Origin of the sequence: Variovorax sp. Root411 (genome assembly GCF_001425205.1) — a bacterium.
GTDB lineage: Bacteria > Pseudomonadota > Gammaproteobacteria > Burkholderiales > Burkholderiaceae_C > Variovorax.
This window is the reverse complement of the sequence record NZ_LMDW01000012.1, coordinates 364933-385842: the sequence shown is the minus strand read 5'-3', so window position 1 is coordinate 385842 and position 20910 is coordinate 364933. Positions and strand designations below refer to the sequence as shown.

Annotated in this window: 20 protein-coding genes; 12 read left to right on the top strand and 8 right to left on the bottom strand. The window is 67.8% G+C overall.

What is annotated here, in order from left to right; translation table 11 throughout:
• The first annotated feature begins 214 nt into the window (after window positions 1-214).
• The 9 genes from ASC92_RS12750 to ASC92_RS12710 all read left to right on the top strand — a co-directional run bounded on the left by ASC92_RS12750 (window position 215) and on the right by ASC92_RS12710 (window position 9959).
• Window positions 215-1087, top strand: a complete 873-nt coding sequence (locus ASC92_RS12750) for a TorF family putative porin (protein ID WP_056515638.1) — start codon at window positions 215-217, stop codon at window positions 1085-1087.
• A 64-nt stretch (window positions 1088-1151) separates the two neighbouring features.
• Window positions 1152-1490, top strand: a complete 339-nt coding sequence (gene glnK / locus ASC92_RS12745) for a P-II family nitrogen regulator (protein WP_007833403.1) — start codon at window positions 1152-1154, stop codon at window positions 1488-1490.
• A 29-nt stretch (window positions 1491-1519) separates the two neighbouring features.
• The gene (locus ASC92_RS12740; protein ID WP_056515635.1) at window positions 1520-2953 is read left to right on the top strand and encodes an ammonium transporter; all 1434 of its coding nucleotides are present in this window, start codon (window positions 1520-1522) and stop codon (window positions 2951-2953) included.
• Window positions 2954-3138: 185 nt separating this feature from the next.
• Entirely contained in the window at window positions 3139-4071 is a 933-nt protein-coding gene (locus ASC92_RS12735; RefSeq protein WP_056515632.1) for an SMP-30/gluconolactonase/LRE family protein, read from the top strand.
• Window positions 4072-4279: 208 nt separating this feature from the next.
• Window positions 4280-5164 (top strand): LysR substrate-binding domain-containing protein, encoded by an 885-nt coding sequence (locus tag ASC92_RS12730; protein WP_056515629.1) that lies wholly within the window; start codon window positions 4280-4282, stop codon window positions 5162-5164.
• Window positions 5165-5305: 141 nt separating this feature from the next.
• Window positions 5306-6808, top strand: a complete 1503-nt coding sequence (locus ASC92_RS12725; RefSeq protein ID WP_056515626.1) for an FAD-linked oxidase C-terminal domain-containing protein — start codon at window positions 5306-5308, stop codon at window positions 6806-6808.
• A 269-nt stretch (window positions 6809-7077) separates the two neighbouring features.
• A complete protein-coding gene (gene glcE / locus ASC92_RS12720; RefSeq protein ID WP_157609051.1) occupies window positions 7078-8184 on the top strand; it encodes a glycolate oxidase subunit GlcE in 1107 nt (368 codons plus the stop codon).
• Between the two features lie 13 nt (window positions 8185-8197).
• Entirely contained in the window at window positions 8198-9430 is a 1233-nt protein-coding gene (gene glcF / locus ASC92_RS12715) for a glycolate oxidase subunit GlcF (RefSeq protein WP_056515622.1), read from the top strand.
• A gap of 91 nt (window positions 9431-9521) precedes the next feature.
• Window positions 9522-9959 carry a carboxypeptidase-like regulatory domain-containing protein gene (locus ASC92_RS12710; RefSeq protein ID WP_056515618.1) on the top strand — a complete coding sequence of 146 codons (438 nt, stop codon included), beginning with the start codon at window positions 9522-9524 and terminating at the stop codon, window positions 9957-9959.
• Between the two features lie 18 nt (window positions 9960-9977).
• Here ASC92_RS12710 and ASC92_RS12705 read toward each other — a convergent pair whose 3' ends face one another.
• The 3 genes from ASC92_RS12705 to lplT form a co-directional block, all read right to left on the bottom strand.
• Window positions 9978-10469: a glutathione peroxidase gene (locus tag ASC92_RS12705; RefSeq protein WP_056515615.1), complete on the bottom strand. Its 492-nt coding sequence runs from the start codon at window positions 10467-10469 to the stop codon at window positions 9978-9980.
• Window positions 10470-10480: 11 nt separating this feature from the next.
• Window positions 10481-11371 (bottom strand): DMT family transporter, encoded by an 891-nt coding sequence (locus tag ASC92_RS12700; RefSeq protein WP_056515612.1) that lies wholly within the window; start codon window positions 11369-11371, stop codon window positions 10481-10483.
• 112 nt (window positions 11372-11483) lie between these two features.
• Window positions 11484-12788: a lysophospholipid transporter LplT gene (gene lplT, locus ASC92_RS12695; RefSeq protein WP_056515609.1), complete on the bottom strand. Its 1305-nt coding sequence runs from the start codon at window positions 12786-12788 to the stop codon at window positions 11484-11486.
• Between the two features lie 181 nt (window positions 12789-12969).
• Here lplT and alr point away from each other — a divergent pair, with 181 nt between their 5' ends.
• Window positions 12970-14079, top strand: a complete 1110-nt coding sequence (alr, locus tag ASC92_RS12690) for an alanine racemase (protein WP_056515607.1) — start codon at window positions 12970-12972, stop codon at window positions 14077-14079.
• A 45-nt stretch (window positions 14080-14124) separates the two neighbouring features.
• Here alr and ASC92_RS12685 read toward each other — a convergent pair whose 3' ends face one another.
• Window positions 14125-15081, bottom strand: a complete 957-nt coding sequence (locus tag ASC92_RS12685) for a LysR family transcriptional regulator (RefSeq protein WP_056515603.1) — start codon at window positions 15079-15081, stop codon at window positions 14125-14127.
• Window positions 15082-15179: 98 nt separating this feature from the next.
• Between ASC92_RS12685 and ASC92_RS12680 the strand changes: the two genes are divergently transcribed.
• Together ASC92_RS12680 and ASC92_RS12675 are read left to right on the top strand one after the other, a co-directional pair.
• The gene (locus ASC92_RS12680) at window positions 15180-16121 is read left to right on the top strand and encodes a DMT family transporter (RefSeq protein WP_056515600.1); all 942 of its coding nucleotides are present in this window, start codon (window positions 15180-15182) and stop codon (window positions 16119-16121) included.
• Window positions 16122-16179: 58 nt separating this feature from the next.
• Window positions 16180-16977, top strand: a complete 798-nt coding sequence (locus ASC92_RS12675) for a hypothetical protein (protein WP_056515596.1) — start codon at window positions 16180-16182, stop codon at window positions 16975-16977.
• A 19-nt stretch (window positions 16978-16996) separates the two neighbouring features.
• On the opposite strand, the gene ASC92_RS12670 is transcribed toward ASC92_RS12675, so the two are convergent.
• From ASC92_RS12670 to ASC92_RS12655, 4 genes are all read right to left on the bottom strand, one after another.
• Window positions 16997-18004 (bottom strand): MerR family transcriptional regulator, encoded by a 1008-nt coding sequence (locus ASC92_RS12670; protein ID WP_056515593.1) that lies wholly within the window; start codon window positions 18002-18004, stop codon window positions 16997-16999.
• Between the two features lie 90 nt (window positions 18005-18094).
• Window positions 18095-19072, bottom strand: coding sequence for a 2-dehydropantoate 2-reductase (locus tag ASC92_RS12665; protein ID WP_056515591.1), 978 nt, complete (start codon window positions 19070-19072; stop codon window positions 18095-18097).
• A gap of 13 nt (window positions 19073-19085) precedes the next feature.
• Window positions 19086-19877 carry a class II aldolase/adducin family protein gene (locus ASC92_RS12660; RefSeq protein ID WP_056515588.1) on the bottom strand — a complete coding sequence of 264 codons (792 nt, stop codon included), beginning with the start codon at window positions 19875-19877 and terminating at the stop codon, window positions 19086-19088.
• Between the two features lie 19 nt (window positions 19878-19896).
• Entirely contained in the window at window positions 19897-20889 is a 993-nt protein-coding gene (locus ASC92_RS12655) for a Bug family tripartite tricarboxylate transporter substrate binding protein (RefSeq protein WP_056515585.1), read from the bottom strand.
• Window positions 20890-20910: the final 21 nt, after the last annotated feature.

Sequence of the window (20910 nt, the reverse complement as noted above, 5' to 3'; positions counted from 1 at the left end):
CTTCCTCTCCCCAATATGGTGCGCCCGTTCTTGAGATACCCGCGATGGTGCGGCGCACCGGATAACTGCAACCACCCCGCAACAGACGTTGTAACGATTTGGCTCTCAACCCAGGCGGCCCCCAGTGGGTGCGAGGACCGGTATTCGTGCACTTTGGCACGCTCCCTGCTTTGAGCCTCCAGGTCCACCACACACACTTGCGAGGAGTTTCCCGATGACGCACCGTACCGCCGTCCAGGCGCTGATCGTTCTGGCCACTGCATTGACCGCGTCGGGCGCAGCCCTCGCGCAGGCAACGACGGATGCCGCGGCACCTGCGGCAGCACCTGCCCCGAATCTCACGGGCAACGTGTCCATCACCACGAACTACAAGTTCCGCGGCCAGGACCAGGACATGATCGGCAAGAACAACTACGCCAAGACCAAGGGCTTCAAGCCCGCGATCCAGGGCGGCCTCGACTACGCCTTCGGCGACAGCGGCTTCTATGTCGGCAACTGGAACTCCAGCGTCAACTGGCTGCAGGGCAACAGCATCGAAATGGACGTGTACGGCGGCTACAAGTTCAAGGCCGGCCCGCTGGACATGGACGTGGGTGCGCTCTCCTACATCTACCCGGGCAACTCCGCCGGCAACACCACCGAGTTGTACGTCGGCGCCACCTACGCCGACGAAACGCTCGGCTCGTTCACCGCCAAGTACTCGCACACCGTCTCGAAGGACTACTTCGGCTACGCAGGCAACAAGGCCGGCTCGGGCCTGAAGGGCACCAACACCGGCTACCTGAACCTGTCGTACAGCAAGGAGATCGTGCCCAAGGTCACGCTGAAGGCGGCGGTGGGCTACACAAACATGTCCAGCGACATCCGCAGCCTGGGCTACAAGAGCTACGTCGACTACAACGTCGGCGCGAGCTACGACTTCGGCAACGGCCTGTCGCTGACCGGCTCGGTGCAGGGCGCCAACAAGAAGAGCTCGTATGTCGCCGTCGCGAACCCGGGCATTGACCTGGGCTTCGGCCCCTTCGGCCAGACGACCTACTCGCCGAACAAGGCGCGCTTCATCCTGACGCTGACGAAGACGCTGTAAATAAAACAACGAGGTGCGGCCCAAGCTGCCGCACCATTTCATTTCCATCCGAAGGAGAAAACTCATGAAGCTGGTCACAGCCATCATCAAACCGTTCAAGCTCGACGAGGTGCGCGAAGCACTGTCGGCCATCGGCGTGCAGGGGATCACCGTCACCGAGGTGAAGGGCTTCGGCCGCCAGAAGGGCCACACCGAGCTCTACCGCGGCGCGGAGTACGTGGTCGATTTCCTGCCCAAGGTCAAGATCGAGGCGGCCGTCTCGGACGACCTCGTCGACCGCGTGATCGAGGCCGTCGAAGGCGCGGCACGCACCGGCAAGATCGGCGACGGCAAGATCTTTGTCTACAACCTCGAACAGGTCGTGCGCATCCGCACCGGCGAAACGGGCCGCGAAGCCCTCTGATCGAGTCCAGGCCCGAAAGAACAACGATTATGAAAAAACTGCTTGTCTCTCTTGCGTTCGGTTTGAGTGTGCTGGCTGCCGGCACCACCGCCCTTGCACAAACGTCCGCGGCCCCGGCTGAAGCGCCTGCCGCTTCGGCACCCGCTGCTGCCGCTCCTGCGGCCCCGGCCGCACCTGCTGCGGCCGACGCGGCCCCCGCCGCTGCGGCAGCCGCGGCGCCCGCCGCCGCACCGGCTCCGAAGATCGACTCCGGCGACACCGCCTGGATGCTGACTTCGACGCTGCTCGTGATCCTGATGACCATCCCCGGCCTCGCGCTGTTCTACGGCGGCCTGGGCCGCTCGAAGAACATGCTGTCGGTGCTGATGCAGGTCTTCGTGATCTTCTCGCTGATCAGCATCCTGTGGGCCATCTACGGCTACAGCCTGGCCTTCTCGGGTGACGGCAACTTCTTCGGAGGATTCGACAAGATCTTCATGAAGGGCATCACGCAGGAGACCTTCGGCGCGCTGACCACGATTCCCGAATACGTGTTCGTCGCCTTCCAGGGCACCTTCGCGGCCATCACCGTGGCGCTGATCGTCGGCGCCTTCGCGGAGCGCGCCAAGTTCTCGGCCGTGCTGCTGTTCTCGGTGCTGTGGTTCACCTTCAGCTACGTGCCGATCGCCCACATCGTGTGGGGCGGCGGCCTGCTGGGCAAGGACGGCGCGCTGGACTTCGCCGGCGGCACCGTGGTGCACATCAACGCCGGTGTGGCCGGCCTGGTCGGTGCCTACATGGTCGGCAAGCGCGTCGGCTACGGCAAGGAAGCGTTCACGCCTCACTCGCTCACGCTCACCATGGTCGGCGCTTCGCTGCTGTGGGTCGGCTGGTTCGGCTTTAACGCCGGCTCGGCCGGTGCAGCCAACGCCGTCGCCGGCCTGGCCTTCATCAACACGGTGCTCGCCACCGCTGCCGCGGCGCTGTCGTGGATCCTGGGTGAAAGCCTGCACAAGGGCAAGGCCTCGATGCTGGGCGCTGCGTCCGGTGCCGTGGCCGGCCTCGTGGCCGTCACGCCGGCAGCTGGCTTCGTCGGCCCGATGGGTTCGATCGTGCTCGGCCTGCTGGCCGGCCTGGTCTGCCTGTGGGGCGTGGGCGGCCTGAAGCGCATGCTCGGCGCGGACGACGCGTTCGACGTGTTCGGCGTGCACGGCGTGGGCGGCATCCTGGGTGCCATCCTGACCGGCGTGTTCGCGGCCAAGGGCCTCGGCGGCACCGGCGGCGCAACGCCCGACACCTTCGCGATGGGTGCACAGGTCTGGATCCAGATCAAGAGCGTGGCGCTCACGGTCGTGTGGTCCGGCGTGGTGGCCTTCATCGCCTACAAGATCGCCGACCTGACCCTCGGCCTGCGTGTGTCGGAAGAAGAAGAGCGCGAAGGCCTCGACATCTCCTCGCACGGCGAGACGGCTTACAACCGCTGATCTGCTTTTGCGGGGCTGCTTCCGGGCAGCTTCGCAACTGAATGATCCCCAACATTTACAAGAACAAATCTTCGTAACGATTTTTCAAGCGAGTCTCCTTTGGATGTTCAGCCCGCGAGCGCTCCGGCGCCAGCGGGCTTTTTTTTGCTCGCCGCCGCGATGGCCGGGGGCACAATCGCGACACCATGTGGACCTCCATCGAAGACAGCCTCTGCGAGCTCGGCGAGTCGCCGTTCTGGCACCCCGAAGAACGTGCGCTCTACTGGCTCGACATTCCCGGCCGCGCCGCGCTGCGCACGCGCGGCGACATCGGCTCGCCGGAGGCAAAGGTCGAGCGATGGGCGCTGTCCACCGAGCCCGGCTGCATGGCCCCAGCGCGCAGCGGCGGCCTCGTGATCGCATTGCGCGACGGGATCTACCGTGCGCGCAAATGGGGCGGCGAACTGGTCGCGATGGCGCGCGTGGAGCACGACGTGAGCACCATGCGCTTCAACGACGGCAAGTGCGATGCGCTGGGCCGCTTCTGGGCCGGCTCGATCAACGAGGCCAAGGACCGCGCCAATGCCGCGCTCTATTGCCTCGACGCACGCAGCAACACCGGCATTTCGCCGACCATCACGCAGATGGCCAACCAGGCCACCACCGCCAACGGCCTCGCGTTCTCGCCCGACGCCCGCACGCTCTATTGGGCCGACACCCCCGCACACGTGGTGCGCGCGTGGGACTGGGACGCCGAGGGCAACTCGCTCTCGCACGCCCGCGTGTTCCAGCAGTTCGACGCCAAGCCCGAGGGCTGGTCGCCAGACTCGCTGCTGCGCTACGGCGGCCGCCCCGACGGCGCCACCGTCGACGCCGAAGGCCACTACTGGGTGGCGATGTTCGAAGGCGCGCAGCTGTTGCGTTTCTCGCCTTCGGGCCAGCAAGTGGCGGCCGTGCCGGTGCCCGTGCAGTGCCCGACCATGCCCTGCTTCGGCGGCGACGACCTGAAGACCCTGTTCGTCACCAGCGGCCGCAAGGGCCGGCCCGCCGCCGAGATCGAGCAGCGGCCCGCTTCGGGCACGGTGATCTCGATGCGCGTCGAGACGCCCGGGTTGCCTGTGAACTTCTTTGAGGACTAGGTGTGGAATGCGTGGTTCGGGGCGCGATCCCGCCGACGGGGTGCCTTGCTCCGCGAATGTCCCCCGCTTCGCTCCTCCTTTATTTCGCTGCGCAAGGCACCCCATCGGCGGGATCGTGGCCAGAGCACTGGTTGATCGGCCGCGAACCAGCAGCGTGCCCTGTGCACACGCCCTGAACGCGATCGCCCCGCAAAGAAGCTAAGACGCCATGGCCCCGCAGCACATCCCCCCGATCCAATGCCTGCTGACCTTCGAGGCCGTCGCAAGACTGCGGCACGCGGGCCGCGCGGCCGACGAGCTGTGCGTCACGCCCAGCGCGGTGAGCCACCGCATCCGCCAGCTCGAATCGCACGTCGGCTTCAAGCTCTTCGGCCGCAGCGACTTCAGCCTTACGGCCGACGGCGCCGTCTACCTCGCCAACGTGCGCATCGGGCTCGCTGCGCTGCAGGCCACGCCGCTCGGCGCCAATGCCGCGCAGCGCGCCACCCGGCTGCGCATTGCCGTCACGCCCACCTTCAGCCGGCAGTTCCTCATGCCCCGGCTGGAGCTGTTCCGCAACATCTATCCGGACATCGAGCTGGTGCTGCAGGTATCGATCCCGCTGCTCGACGTGACGGCCGAGCAGGCCGATCTCGAAGTGCGCTACGGCCCCGGCGGGTACGCCGACTGCGAGCACCGGCTGTTGCTCGAGGAGCAGGTGGTGCCCGCCTGCAGCCCCAGCTACCTCAACGAGTTCGGGCCGTTCACGGGTTTTCGCACCGCGGCCGAGATTGCCAGCGCGCGGCTGATCCGCAGCCCCCTCGAACCCTGGGGCACCTGGTTCGCGAGCTGCGGGCTCGACCAGCCCGAGCCGAACATCGGCGCGCAGTTCAACGACCTGGGGCTCGTGTACGACGCCGCCGCCAGCGGCTTCGGCATTGCGCTGGTGCGGCAGAAGATGGGCGCCGCGTGGTTCGAATCGGGCCGGCTGGTGGCGTTGTCCGAGCAGGCCGTGCCGTCGCCGCACCGGCACTACATCTGCTGGCAGCCGGGCACGCTGGAGCGCTGGGAGTGCGCAGCCTTCGCCGATTGGCTGGAACAGAGCCTGCGCTGAAGAACCAATCCCCACGTTCGCAAAGTTCTCTCAAGCGTCCGGCAAAAATCCGTCAACTCAGGGCCGCCGCAATTCCGTAGAGTGCGTGCAGTAAACCCCGAGACATCCCGCGAGCAGAAGAAAGCAGAAAGAGGTCGCCGCATGAATGCGCCGCTCACCCCCATGCAGCACGATTCGCTGCAGAAAACACAGCGCCAGTCCGAAGTGGTGCGCGCGCTGCAGGCGCATCTGCCCGCCCACGCGCTGATCTGGCATGCCGAAGACACCACGCCCTACGAGTGCGACGGCCTCACCGCCTACCGCGCCCGCCCGCTGGTGGTGGCCCTGCCCGAGACCGAGGCGCAGGTGGCCGCCGTGCTCAAGACCTGCCACCAACTCGGCGTGCCCGTGGTGGCGCGCGGTGCGGGCACCGGGCTCTCGGGCGGCGCCATGCCGCACACCATGGGCGTGACCCTGTCGCTCGCCAAGTTCAACCGCATCCTGAAGATCGATCCGGTGAGCCGGACGGCCGCGGTGCAGTGCGGTGTGCGCAACCTCGCCATCAGCGAGGCGGCCGCGCCTTTCAACCTCTATTACGCGCCCGATCCGTCGAGCCAGATCGCTTGCACCATCGGCGGCAACGTGGCCGAGAACTCGGGTGGCGTGCACTGCCTGAAGTACGGCCTGACCTTGCACAACGTGCTGCGCGTGCGCGGCTTCACGGCCGAAGGCGAGCCCATCGAGTTCGGCGGCGAGGCGCTGGACGCGCCGGGGCTCGACTTGCTCGCGCTGGTCATCGGCAGCGAAGGCATGCTGGCCGTGACCACCGAGGTCACCGTCAAGCTCGTACCAAAACCGCAGCTCGCGCGCTGCATCACGGCCAGCTTCGACGACGTGCGAAAGGCCGGCGACGCGGTGGCCGCGGTGATCGCGGCCGGCATCATCCCGGCGGGGCTGGAGATGATGGACAAGCCCATGACCGCCGCCGTCGAAGACTTCGTGCGCGCGGGCTACGACCTCGACGCGGCGGCCATTCTGCTGTGCGAATCCGATGGCACGCCCGAAGAGGTGGAAGAAGAAATCGGTCGCATGACCGCCGTGCTTCGCAGCTGCGGCGCCACCGCCATCGCATGCAGCAACAGCGAGGAAGAGCGCATGAAGTTCTGGAGCGGGCGCAAGAACGCGTTTCCTGCCTCGGGCCGCATCAGCCCCGACTACATGTGCCTGGACTCGACCATCCCGCGCAAGCGTCTCGCGGACATCCTGCTGGCCATCCAGGAGATGGAGAAAAAATACAACCTGCGCTGCTGCAACGTGTTCCACGCGGGCGACGGCAACCTGCACCCGCTGGTGCTGTTCGATGCGAACGACCCCGACGAGCTGCACCGCTGCGAACTGTTCGGCGCCGACATCCTCGAGACCAGCGTCGCGATGGGCGGCACGGTGTCGGGCGAGCACGGCGTGGGCGTGGAGAAGCTCAACAGTATGTGCGTGCAGTTCACGGCGACCGAGAACGAGCAGATGTTCGGCGTGAAGCGAGCTTTCGATCCCGAGGGCATGTTGAATCCCGGCAAGGTGATTCCCACACTGCAGCGCTGCGCCGAGTACGGCAAGCAGGTGGTGCGCGGGGGGAAGTTGCAGCATCCGGATCTGCCGAGGTTCTGACATGGCGACGACGGGGTACCTTGCTCCGCGAATGTCCCCCGGCCTGCGGCCTCCTCCTTTATTTCGCTGCGCAAGGCACCCCATCGGCGTGATCGTTCAGAGCACTGGTTGATCGGCTGCAAACCAACAGCGTGCCCTCGTGCACAGGGCACCGGGTGCTCCCCGCAGCGGAATAAAGGAGGAGCCGAAGGCGGGGGACATTCGCGGAGGGGAGTACCCGGTGGCCTGTGCACGCACCCCGAACAACAGCACTCACGATGGACCGCCAGATGAGTACCGACACCGCACTCCACCAGATCGTCGAGCGCATCCGTGCCGCAGCTGCTGCCAGCACGCCGCTGTGCATCCGCGGCGGTGGCACCAAGGATTTCTACGGCGAGACACTGCAAGGTGAGTTGCTCGACATGCGTGCGTTCATCGGCATCACGAGCTACGAGCCCAGCGAGCTGGTCGTCAGCGTGCGCGCCGGCACGCCGCTCGCCGAACTGGAAGCGGCGCTTGCAGAAAAAGGCCAGTGCCTGCCGTTCGAGCCGCCGTGTTTTGGTGACGGGACTGTGGGCGGCATGGTCGCTGCAGGCCTCAGCGGACCGGCGCGTGCCAGCGTCGGCGCGGTGCGCGACTATGTGCTCGGCGCCACGCTGGTCAACGGCCGTGGCGAGGTGCTGACCTTCGGCGGGCAGGTGATGAAGAACGTCGCGGGCTATGACGTGTCGCGCGTGCTGGCGGGTTCGCTCGGCACGCTGGGCGTGATCGCCGAGGTGAGCCTCAAGGTACTGCCTGTTGCGCCCGCCGAGGCCACGCTTGAATTCGCGTGCAGCCAAGTCGATGCGCTGCGCCTGCTCAACGAATGGGGCGGGCGGCCGCTGCCGCTGAATGCGAGCTGCTGGTTCGAACACGAAGGCGCGGGCGCGCTGTACCTGCGCCTGCGCGGCGCCGCTGCCGCCGTGGAAGCCGCATGCACGCACCTCGGCGGCGAGCGCAAGGACAACGCGCGCGCCGCCGCCGAATGGCAATCGCTGCGCGACCAGCAGTTGCCGTGGTTCGCCACCGGCGAAGGCACGGACGCGCTCTGGCGCCTGTCGGTGCCGCAGACCGCGCCGGTGCTCTCGCTCGACGGCGCCGCGCCCTTGATCGAATGGCATGGGGGCCAACGCTGGTACAAGGCGTCGCCTGATCAGGCCGCGCGCATCCGCGAGATCGCGCGCGCTGCGGGCGGCCATGCCACGCTGTTCCGTCTGCCCGGTTCAGGCACGCAAAGCACGGTCCCGCGCTTCGATGCACTGAGCGCGCCCATCGAACGCATCCATCGCGCCCTGATACGCGAGTTCGATCCGCACGGCCTCTTCAACCGCGGCCGCCTGCTCGCCCCCACGTAAAACAAGAACCGACATGCAAACCGAGCTCGCCCCCGAATTTCGTGGCACCGACGAAGGCCGCGAAGCCGAAGCCATCCTGCGCAAGTGCGTGCACTGCGGCTTCTGCACGGCCACCTGCCCCACGTATCAACTGCTCGGCGACGAGCTCGACGGCCCGCGCGGGCGCATCTACCTCATCAAGCAGGTGCTCGAAGGCAAGACACCGACGCGCAGCACGCAGCTGCATCTCGACCGCTGCCTGACCTGCCGCAACTGCGAGAGCACCTGCCCGAGCGGCGTGCAATACGGCAACCTCGTCGACATCGGCCGCAGGATCGTCGACGAGAAGGTGCCGCGCCCCGCGATGGAATCGGCGCAGCGCTGGCTGCTGAAAGAAGGCCTGCCGTCGCCGCTCTTCGGCCCCGCGATGAAGCTCGGCCAGTCGGTGCGCGGCCTCTTGCCCGAGGCGCTCAAGGCCAAGGTGCCCGCGAAGCAGGACACTGGGGAATGGCCCACCGCCACGCATGCACGCAAGGTGCTGATGCTCGCAGGCTGCGTGCAGCCGTCGATGATGCCGAACATCAACAGCGCCACCGCGCGCGTGCTCGATGCGGCCGGCATCCAGGCAGTGATCGCACCCGAATCCGGCTGCTGCGGCGCGGTGAAGTTCCACCTCAACGACCAGGACGGCGGCAAGGCGCAGATGCGCGCCAACATCGACGCGTGGTGGCCCTTCGTGGAACGTAACGATGTGGAGGCCATCGTGATGAACGCCTCGGGCTGCGGCGTCACCGTGCGCGAGTACGGCCACATCCTGCAGCACGACGCGGCCTATGCACTGAAGGCGGCACGCATCAGCGAGCTCACGCGCGACCTGAGCGAATTGCTGCCGGACCTCGTGCCTGCCCTGAAGGCCCGCGTGCGCGCGCCGCAGGGCGTGGTGGCCTACCACCCGCCGTGCACGCTGCAGCACGGCCAGAAGCTGCGCGGCGGCGTCGAGACGCACCTGCGCGCGCTGGGCTTCGACATCCGCGTGGCAATGAACGAGTCGCACCTGTGCTGCGGCTCGGCCGGCACCTACTCGGTGCTGCAGCCCGAGCTGGCCTACCCGCTGCGCGACCGCAAGCTGGGCCACTTGAAGCAGCTGCAGCCCGTCACCATCGCGTCGGCCAACATCGGCTGCATCACGCACCTGCAAAGCGGCAGCGGCGACACGCCGGTGCGGCACTGGGTCGAGTTGCTCGACGCGGCGCTGGACGCGGCCTGATCGCACAGCGGGGGAGGGCGCGGTCCGACTCGCGCGAACGTCGATCGGGGCATCATGGCTGCATCGAATCCGCTAGCAAGGAGACCGTGCCATGTCCCATGTTCCCGCACCCCTCGTTTCTTCCGCGCTGCGGCGCATGCTGCTGGCCTGCCTCTGCGCGGCCGGTGCGGTGGCCGCGCAGGCGCAAGGCGCCATGCCGTCCTGGCAGGGCGCAGGCACGGCACGCTACGTATGCGGCGGCATCGGTTCCGATGAATCGGCGGCCATGCGCGCCGCCATGAAGGACCATCCGCTGGCCTTGCTGTTCGCGCGCACCGACGGCGCCTACATGGCCAATGTCGACGTGACCATCAAGGGCGGCGATGCCAACAGCGCTGCCGCGCTGGCGTTCCGCGCCAACGGCCCGGTCTGCCTGGTCGACCTGCCGAACGGGCGCTACGTGATCGACGTTGCCGCTCCTGGCGGCGCCGCCAAGAGCCAGACCGTGACGGTGGGCGGTGGCTCGAAGACGGCCGACTTCAGGTTCTAGCCCAGGCTGCTGGCTGCCTCAGCCAGCAGCCGCCAGCGCGGCCTCCACATCGCGCGTCAGCGAAGCCGGCGTGTCCAGCGGCGCGTAGCGCTTGAGCACGGTGCCGTCGCGCCCGATGAGGAACTTGGTGAAGTTCCACTTGATGGCCGTGCTGCCCAGCAGCCCCGGCTTTTCCTTCGTGAGCCACTGGTACAGCGGCGCGGCGTTGCTGCCGTTCACGTCGATCTTCTCCATCATCGGGAAGCTCACGCCGTAGTTCGTGGTGCAGAAGGCGCCGATCTCTTCGTTGGTGCCCGGGTCTTGCGCGCCGAACTGGTTCGACGGAAAGCCCAGCACCGCAAGCCCCTGGCCGGCGTACTTTTCGTGCAGCGCCTCCAGCCCCGCGAACTGCGGCGTGAAGCCGCATTTGCTGGCGGTGTTGACGATCAGCAGCACCTTGCCCTTGAAGGCGGAGAGCTTTACCGGCTTGCCGTTGATCTGGTTGGCCTCGAAGTCGTAAACGCTGGTCATGCTGTTTCTCCTCAGGTGGGGGAAGAGGCGCGATCATCACTCCGCCCGGGCGTTCGTGCAAACGCCGACCAGATGGCGCCCAGCACGATCAGCGCGCCGCCGACGAGGATGCGCGGCTCCATCGTGGCTGCGCCGAGCGCCACCGACGACACGCTGGCGAAGAGCACCTCCGACAGCATGATCACCGAGGTCGCGGCGGCCGGGAGCCGGGCCGCGCCGTACTGCAGGCACACGTTGGCGAAGACGAAGCCCGTGCCCAGCAGCACGGCCCAGCCGAGCCAGCCCGGCGAGGCGCGCAGCGGCGAATCGAACGCGCCGAGCGCTGTGCCGCCCAGCGCCGCGGCGCCGGCCACGAAGGCACAGCCGCAGAACATCGACAGTGCGCGCGACTCGCCCGGCGCCTGCCGCAGATGGCGCAGCGCGATGTTGGTGACGGCAAAGCTGAAGCCCGCCGCCACGCCCAGCCAGTCGGGCAGGCTCGACGGCACCGGCCAGTCGGTGCCGGGCGCCTTCAGCACCACCACCACGCCGGTGAGCGCCAGCGCCACGCGCGCCAGCGCGCCGCCGGTCGGCCGCTCGCCCAGCAGCAGCCAGCCCAGCAGCACGCTCCACAGCGGCATCAGGTAGAACAGCAGCACCACGCGCACCACGTCGCCCTGCGTCACGGCCCAGTTGAAACCCACGTTGGTGAAGCCGGCCGCGAGGCCCAGCAGTGCCAGCAACGGAAAGGCAGCGAAGCCTTTCCACGCGTGCCGTCGCACGAGTCCCATCACGAGCGTGATGGCCAGGTAGATCAGGCAGGTGGTCCACAGCGGATGCAGGCCATGGCTCGCGATCTGGCGAAACGGGAACCACGAAACGCCCCAGACGAAGGCGTTGAAGATGAGGGCGAGCGCGGGCATGGTGGCGGGAATTTTCGTGGGACACCGAGGAACCGGCATCGCCGGGCCTCTGGTGTCGCCCCCGGCGAGGGGGAAGGCGCAGCGACACGAAGTGCGCGCAGCCTGGGGAAGGCTAGTGGTGTTTGTCGCTGCGGGCGATGGCCAGCAGGTGTGCGACCTCTTCGGGGTATTTCTTCTGGTTGTTTTCGTGCCAGCGCTTGATGAGCCACATGCAGCCCGCCACCACCAGCCCGAACGCACTGATCGCGCCGTACGCCGAGAGGCCGAGGCCCGTGCACACGCTGTAGAAGCCGCCGAGCAGGAGAATGCAGGCCTGCTCGTTGAAGTTCTGCACGGCAATCGAACGGCCCGCGCCCATCAGGTTGTGGCCGCGGTGCTGCAGCAGCGCATTCATCGGCACCACGAGAAAGCCGCCCAGGCCGCCCAGCAGGATCAGGAACGGCACCGCCAGCCACACGTTGCCGATGAAGTTCATGCAGATCACCATCAGCCCCATCGCGATGCCCATGGGAATCACGCGCGTGGCCATGTCCAGCCGCATGCGCATCGAGGCCACGATCGCGCCCACGGCCGTGCCGATGGTCACCACGCCCGTCAGCGCCGAGGCCTGCGTGGTGTTGTAGCCCAGCGCCAGCGAGGCCCAGGCCAGCACGATGTACTTGAGGTTGCCGCCCGCGCCCCAGAACAGCGTGGTGGTGGCCAGCGAGATCTGGCCGAGGCGGTCGCGCCACAGGCGGGCGTTGCAGTGCCAGAAGTCGGGCAGCAGCGCGGCGATGTTGCGCGCCAGGCCGTGCTCGGGGTTGGAGCGCAGCGGGCGCATCTCGACGCCGGTGTGCGGGATGCGCGTGTTGAACCATGCCGCCAGCACGTAGACGAAGATCAGCACCGATATCGCGGCCTCGGCCGGCGAGTCGATGCCGGTGTCGATGAGCGGGAGGTCGAAGGCCAGCAGCTTGCTGGAAATGGCATGCCCCACCAGCGTGCCGCCGAGCACGATGCCCAGCAGGATCGACGCGATGGTCAGCCCTTCGATCCAGCCGTTGGCCTTCACCAGCTGGGACGCCGGCAGCAGTTCGGTGAGGATGCCGTACTTCGCCGGCGAGTACGCCGCGGCGCCCAGCCCCACGATGGAGTACGACAGCAGCGGATGCGAGCCGAACAGCATCATCAGGCAGCCCACCACCTTGATGGCATTGCTGATGAACATCACCTTGCCCTTGGGCAAGGCATCGGCAAAAGCGCCCACCAGCGGCGCCAGCACCACATAGAAGACGGCGAAGATAGGCACCAGGGCTGCGCGCTGCCATTCAGGCGCACCCGAACTTCGCATGAGGTCGACCGCAACAACGAAAAGCGCTTGGTCGGCCAGTGACGAAAAGAACTGGGCCGACATGATCGTGTAGAAACCGCGCTTCATCGATGGGCTGGCTGGCCAGAGTGTCTGCTGGCGGTAGTGAAAAAGTGTTGCGCTACGGGCGAATGGGCGGTTATAGCATGGGGGTGCGACACGGAATTAGGGATCCCTACGGTGTTCAACCCCATTCCCGAAGATGCTAAAACGTGGTCTGCATTGTCCCTGAGTCTTCCCCGGAATTTCCATGCCGCGTCCCATTCTCGCCACCGTCCACACCGGCGCCCTGCGTCACAACCTCGAGCGGGCGCGCCGCTCGGCCCTCGAGGCCCGCGTCTGGGCCGTCGTCAAGGCCAATGCCTATGGGCATGGCATCGAGCGGGTCTATGAAGGCTTGCGCGGCGCCGATGGCTTCGCGCTGCTCGACCTGGCCGAGGCCGAGCGAGTGCGCGCACTCGGGTGGCGCGGCCCGGTGCTGCTGCTCGAAGGCGTGTTCGACGCCCGCGACCTGGAGCTGTGCTCGCGGCTGGACCTCTGGCACACCGTGCACTGCGACGAGCAGATCGACATGCTCGCCGCCCACAAGACCCTGAAGCCGCAGCGCGTGTTCCTGAAGATGAACTCCGGCATGAACCGCCTGGGCTTCACGCCCGAGCGCTTCGGCTCCGCCTGGACCCGCCTGAACGCGCTGACGCAGGTCGACGAGATCTCGCTGATGACCCACTTCAGCGACGCCGACGGCGCGCGCGGCATCGCTCACCAGCTGGCGACCTTCGAGCGCGTTACCCGCGACCTGCCGGGCGAGCGCTCCGTCGCCAACAGCGCCGCCACGCTGCGCCACGCCGAGCAGACGCGCGGCGACTGGGTGCGCCCCGGCATCCTGCTGTACGGCAGCGCGCCCGATTTTCCCGAGCACGATGCGGCGCACTGGCAGCTGCAGCCCACCATGACGCTGTCGACCCAGATCATCTCGGTGCAGACGCTGAAGGCCGGCGACACAATCGGCTACGGCTCCAGGTTCACGGCGCAGGGGCCGCTCACCATCGGCATCGCGGCGGTCGGCTATGCCGACGGCTATCCGCGCCACTGCGACAGCGGCACGCCGGTGCTGGTGAACGGCGTGCGCACCCACATGGTCGGCCGCGTGAGCATGGACATGATCACCGTCGACCTCACGAACGTGCCCGACGCGAAGTTCGGCAGCGAGGTCACGCTGTGGGGCAAATCCGCGAAGACCGGCGCGGTGCTGCCCATCGACGAGGTTGCGAAGGCCGCGGGCACGATCGGCTACGAACTCATGTGCGCCGTGGCGCAGCGCGTGCCGTTCGCCGAACCGGCCTCCAGCGAAGGCCAATGAAGTTCCTTTCCGACTGGCGCTTTGTGCGCCTGTGGGAAACGCAGGTCAGCTCCCTGCCCGAGGCGGTGCGCGTCCTGCTGAAGAAGAAGCACTGAGCGCACCGAGCAGGTGATCGACCAGCACCTTGCACTTGGGTGCGGTGAAGCGGCTGGGCGGGTACAGGATGTACGCGTGCCCGTGGTAGTTGCCCTGGAACTCCCATTCGGCCAGCACGCGAACCACGCCGCCCGCGTCCAGCGCCTCGCGCGCCATGAACACCGGCACGCAGGCGATGCCCAGGTCCGCCAGCGCGCCTTCGAGCCGCACCTCGCTGTGGTTGGAAATGTAGCGGCCGCGCACGACGACCTCTGCGTCTTCTTCGCCGCTCTTCCTGAAACGCCAGTGGTTGTCCCGCTCGTGCTCGCCGAGCGACAGGCAGCTGTGCGCGAGCAGGTCGTTCGGGTGTGCGATGGCCGTTGCGTGCCGCGCCAGGTAGGCGGGCGTTGCGCACAGGATGTGTTCCACCGCCATCAGCTTCCGCGCCACCAGCCCTTCGGGTGGCGCCGTCGTCAGCCGCACCACCAGGTCGACGCCCTCGCGGATCGCATCGACGTCGCGGTCGGCCACGATGAGCTGCACGTCCACGTCCGGATAGCGCCGCAGGAAGCCGAGGATGTGCGGATGCAGCACGCGCCGCGCAAAGGCCTTGGGCGCGCTGATGCGCACCAGTCCGCTCGGCCTGGTGGAGAACTGCTGCCCGATCTCCATCGCGCCCTGCGCCGCCAGCACCAGCTCGCGGCAGCGCGCGAAGGCCTCGGCGCCGGGTTCGGTCAGTCGCAGCTGGCGCGTCGTGCGCTGCAGCAACTGCACGCCGATTTCCTTTTCGAGCCGTTTCACCTGCCGGCTCGCGGCCGACGGTGTCATGCCCAGCAGATCGGCCGCTGCCGAGAAGCTGCCCAGCTCGGCGACACGCACGAAGGTCACCATCTCCGGCAGCACTTTGAGAAATGAATTCGTTCCCACGACGCAATAGTCCTGTTCCGGCCGACGGCTGTGTGGCCCGGGTGATGCCCAGAACAATGCCCTCTCGATGGGTTGTTCATGAACGGCGGGCCGACAGTATGGATTCAAAGCAGTTGCGCAGTGTCGCCCCCGGCGCATGGGGCGGCAAGAAGTGGGCGGGCATCGGCCTCGCCGAAGTCATGCTGCTGCTGGTGGCGGCAGTGTGGGGCGGCAGCTACGCGGTGGCCAAGCAGGCGACGCAGCAGCTGCCCGCGCTGGAGTTCATCGCGCTGCGCTTCGGGCTGACCTTCGTCGTGCTGCTGCCCGCGCTGAGGCCGTTGTTCAATGCCCGGTGGCGCCAGGGCCTCGCGGTGGGCGGGCTGCTCGGCGCAAACCTGCTGGCGATCTTCGTGTGCGAGACCTTCGGCGTGTCGCTGACCACGGCGAGCAATGCCGCGTTCCTCATCAGCCTGTGTGTCGCGTTCACGCCGTTCGTCGAATGGTGGCTGCTGGGCCAGCGGCCGGCGCGGCGCATGCTCTGGGCGGCGGGCCTGTCGGCGCTGGGGGCCGCGATGCTGTCGGCCACCTCGCCCGCGGACCTGTCGGTGGGCTGGGGCGATGGATTGATGGTGATCGCCGCCTTCCTGCGCGCCGTGATGGTGTGCATGACGCGGCGGCTGACCGGACGGCATGCGATGCCTGCGCTGACACTGACGGCGGTGCAGTCGGGCGTGATGGCCATCGGTGCGGCGACGATCTCGCTCGTCGCCTCGCCGGCCAGCGGGGCGTGGCACATGCCGCCCGCCACGGCCTCGTTCTGGTGGGGCATGGCGTACCTCGTGCTGCTGTGCACCGTCTTCGCATTCTTCGCGCAGAACCACGCGGCCTCGTGTTCGAGTCCGAGCCGGGTGTCGCTGCTGATGGGGAGCGAGCCGGTGTTCGGGGCGCTGATCGCGGTGTATGGGTTCGGGGAGCGCATCGGGTCTTGGGGATGGGCGGGGGGCTTGCTGATCGTCGGGGCGGCATGGTGGGTGACGCTGCCGCAACTGGATCGTCGCTGAAGGCACGCGAGAGAAGCGCCTGCGTTGCGGGACAATCCGCGCCGGAGGAATTTGTGACATGAGCCTGAAAAAACAGAACACCGCATGGCGCACATGCGGCATCGCGCTGGCCGTCGTCGGCCTTTCCGCGCACGCCGAGCCGGACGTGCCGGCACCCGCACCCGCAGTGACCGCCGCACCCGTTGCGGCCGCCGCCGAAACCCCGCCCACCGCGACCGCGCCGCGAACCCGGGTCCGCTTCAACCGCGGCTCCTACAAACCCGGCTACGAGCGCCTGCGCGTGATCCGGCGCGAAGGCACCATCGGCAACGTCGCGGGGCAGGTTGCGCTGAGCGTCGCCGTCTCGATGTTCACGGGCCGCGTCAGTGTCGGCGCGCAGGGCTTCTCGAAGGACGAGCTTGCCGGCGACACGCTGGAGGAATTCAAGGACGATCCCGCGAGCGTCAACCCGGCGATGAGCGAGCTCAACGATGCGCTGAGCCAGGTGGCCACCGACATCTATCGCAAGCGCGCCGAAGCCGCCTACGCGACCGTGCTGACGGACGGCTCTACGCCCGAGGAGATCGAAGAGGCGCGCCGGGTCCCCAAGGAAGCCGACACGCCGCTGCATCCCGGCCCGTGGCACCTGGTCTATGAAAACCTCGCGGGTTCGGACGAACTGTTCCGCCTGAAGTTCGGCGCCGAACTCGGCCGCCCCGGCTTCATGCGCCCGCCGGCGACGTGCTTCTACCAGTCGGAGCCCGTCACGTGGACGCGGTGGAAGGCCGACAACTGGCAACTGGTGCGCGACGAGCGCGCGAAGGCCGTGGCCAGCTGCATCGAAGCGCTGGCGGCCGTTCCCGAAAAGCGCTGGTAATTTTTCGCGCGGCCCCGGCTCACGCAGCCTCAGGCCGCCACGCGATGACGCCTTGCGTGCGCGCTCGCACCTGCGGCGTGGCAAGGCAGGTCGCCACGGCCTCGTAGCCCGCAGACCCCGGGTACGGCGCGACGAGCGTCGGTGGGCTGTGATTGGCGGGGCAGAGGATGATCGATTCTTCATCGTCCACGGCAGCCAAGTCCAGGATCACGCAGGAGCGCGTGAGCAGGAAGAGCGGCCGGCCCTCGGGTCCGCGACGGCGCAGGTGCGCAATCAGCGCCTGCTGGGTGGCCTCGTCCAGCCCCTGTTCCACCAGGTCGACCACCAGCGCCGATGGTCCTTCTGCCATCAGTCCGGCCAGCAACGCGACCAGCGCATCGGAGGCCGTGGCGCCGTCTTCCACCAGCCACGCCAATGCTTCGGCGACAGCCGGTGCGAGCGCCGCGCCGGGGCTTGCGAAGCGGTCCAACCCGAGGAACGCAGCGCCCGGAATGGCCTCGGCCAGGCGTATCGCCAGCTGTGTCTTCCCGCTGCCCAGCGGACCGACGATGTAGTTCAGCGGCCGGATGCCGCGCAGCTCGAAGCGTTCGCCGCCCCAGGGCCACGGCAGTTCGAAGGCGATGCAGAACCCCTCGGCCGGCTGCAGCAGGCGCGCCAGTTCGCCAGCGGCCGGCGCCTGGCCACGGGCGAGGTCGGCACGCAGGCCGCGCACCTTCTCGATGGTGCCTCCGAGTTGGCGAACGCGCCCCTCGAGCAGCGCCTGATGCGCCGCCAGGGCCGGCGCCAGTCCTGCGGCATCGCCTTGCAGCACGCGCGCCACCTGCGCGAGGCTCAGGCCGAGCGCGCGCAGCGCGACGATCTCGGTGCCCCGGGCCATCTCGCCGGGCCCGTAGGACCGCCATCCCGCATCGGTACGGGTCGGCGTCACCAGGCCGCGCTGCTCGTAGAGGCGCAGTGCCTTGGCGGAAACGCCGAGCCGCCGGGCGGCTTCGGACGCACTCAGGAATCGGGCGGAAGAAGAACTCACAAAATCACCTCGTGGCTTGGAACGGACAGCGCCTTTATTTATCAAGGCGGCCGCAGGGGCCGGGTCAAGCGATTCTGCGATGGATGCGCGTCAGTACAGGCCGAGCTGCCGCGTCCTCAAGCGCGCCAGCCCCAGCAACGCATCGGTGAACGGCGTCGTCACGCCGGTCAGCTCGCCCAGTTCGCGCACCACGGTCACAAGCGCGTCGAGTTCCACCGAGCGGCCGGCTTCCACGTCCTGCAGCATCGAGGTCTTGAACGCGCCGAGCTTCTTCGTCACCGCGTGCCGGTCTTCCGGGCTCTGCGTGATCTCGATGCCGATGCGCCGGCCGATTTCCTTGGCCTCCAGCATCACCGCCGAGATGAAGCCGCGCACGTAGTCGTCGTCCATGATCAGGTCGGTGGTTACGCCGGTCAGCGCGCTGATCGGGTTTACCGTCATGTTGCCCCACAGCTTGAACCACACGTCCTTCTGGATCTGCGGCGACAGCGTGGTGTCGATGCCGGTGCTCTTGAGCAGTTCGACCAGCTTCTGCACGCGCGGCGTGGCCTCGCCCGAAGGCTCGCCCACGATCAGCCCGTTGCCGAAGTTGTGCCGCACCACGCCCGGCGCGTCGAGCGAGCAGCTCGCGTGCACCACGCAGCCGATCACGTTGCGCGACGGAATGGCGCGGGCAATGGCGCCGTCGGGGTCCACGGCCGCGAGCCGGCGGCCGGTGATGGCGCCGCCGAAGCCGCCTTCGAGGAACCACCACGGCACGCCGTTCATCGCGACCAGCACGATGGTGTCGGCGCCGATCAGCGGCCCGATGCGCTCGGCCACGCCGGCCAGTGCGGGCGCCTTCACGGCGATGATCACCAGGTCCTGCACGCCGAGTTCGGCCGGGTCGGCCACCGCATTGACGGGCACGCGCGTGCGCACGTCGCCGCGCATCAGCGAGAGGCCGCCCTGCTGCAATGCTTCCAGCGTGGCGCCGCGCGCCACCACGTTGAGGCGCTGGCCTGCTTGCGCGAGCCCGGCGCCGATCCATCCGCCGATCGCGCCGGCACCGTAAATACAGATCTTCATGGAAAAGCTCGCCTCAGTATCTGTAGCTCGGGTCGATGCGGTCCACCTGGCGCACCAGCGCATCGAACACGTCCTGCCCCGCGCCGTGCTCGGGGCTGAACTGCAGCGCATCGCGCGTGCAGCGCTGCGCGATTTCCTCGCTCACCGGAATGGCCGCGCCCATCGAGAAGGTCGCCATCTGAATTTCGCAGGCGCGCTGCAGCGTCCACAGAATGGCAAAGGTCTGCGGCAGCGTCTGCCCCCAGGCCAGAAGCCCGTGGTTGCGCAGGATCACCGCATTGCGGTCGCCGATGCTCCTGAGCAGGCGCGGGCCTTCGTCGGCATGGATGGTGATGCCCTCGAAGTCGTGGTACGCCACCATGCCGTGCAGCTGTGCGGTGTAGAAGTTGGTCTGCTGCAGCCCGCCCTGAAGGCAGGCCACGGCCACGCCGGCCGTGGTGTGCGTGTGCATCACGCAGTGCGCGCCGGGCAGGCCGTCGTGGATGGCGGCATGCACCGTGAAGCCCGCCGGGTTCACCGGATGGGTCGAGCCGTCGAGCACCTTGCCGTGCAGGTCGATCTTCACGAGGTTGCCGGCCGTGACCTCGCTGTAGTGCAGGCCGAAAGGGTTGATGAGGAACTGTTTCTCGCCACCGGTCACGCTGTCGGGCAAGCGCACCGTGATGTGGTTGTAGATCATCTCGACCCAGCCGAGCATGGCGAACACGCGGTAGCAGGCCGCGAGTTCTTCGCGCGCGGCGCGCTCGTCCGGATGGATCGAGGGATGGACCCGCGCCGAGGGCGCGGTGGTGGCGAGTGTGTTCATTGCAGTTCCTTCATGTGTTTCAACCCTCCGCGGTGAAGCCGACCTCTTTCACGATCGGCGCCCACTTGGCGGTGTCTTTCTTCAGCAACTCGGTCAGCTCGGCCGGCGTGGAAGACATCGCCTCCAGGCCGAAGGTGCCGAGGCCGTCGATCACGTCTTTCTGCACCAGCGCGTTCTTCATGGCCGTGTTCAGCTTCGCCACCAGCTCGGGCGAGGCCTTGGCCGGCAGGAAGAAGGCGAACCATTCGCTGTGCGCCATGTCCTTGATGCCCTGTTCGCCGAAGGTGGGCACTTCGGGCGCGAAGCGGCTGCGCTTGGCGCCCGAGACGCCCAGGATGCGCACCTTGCCCGAGGGCAGGTGCTGCGTGATGTCGCCGATGGGGCCCGACACGGCGGAGATGTTGCTGCCCAGCAGGTCGAGCATGGCGGGCTGCGTGCCGCGGTAGGCCGCATGCTTGAGCTCGACGCCGCCCTTCTTGCCCAGCAGCGCGCCGATGAAGTGCGGCGTGGAACCGGCAGCGGGTGAGCCGAAGTTGGCGCCGGCCGGATTGGCCTTGGCCCAGGCCAGGAACTCGGGCACCGTCTTCACGCTGGCCGGCACGGCCGGGCCAACGGCGAAGCCGAAGTCGAAGATGCAGGCGAGGCTCACGGGCGTGATGTCGACCATCGGGTCGTACGGCAGCTTCTTGTAGATGTGCGGGTAGATCGTGAGGATCGAGGTCGGCGTCTGCAGGATGGTGCTGCCGTCGGCCGGGCGGCCCTTCACGTAGCTCACAGCGATCTGGCCGCCCGCGCCGGTGCGGTTCTCGACCACGGCCACCTTCGCGTACTCGGGGCTGAGCTTCTGCGCGAGGCGCCGGCAGGTGGTGTCCGAGGTGCCGCCGGCCGCGAAGCCGGTGACGATGGTGGCGGTCTCGATGTTCATCGCTTGCGCGAAGACGTTCTGGCCGAGGCTGGCCATCAAGGCCGAGGCGCTGGTGGTCTGCAGGATCTGGCGGCGCGTGAAGCTCATGGTGTCTCTCTCCGGACGGTG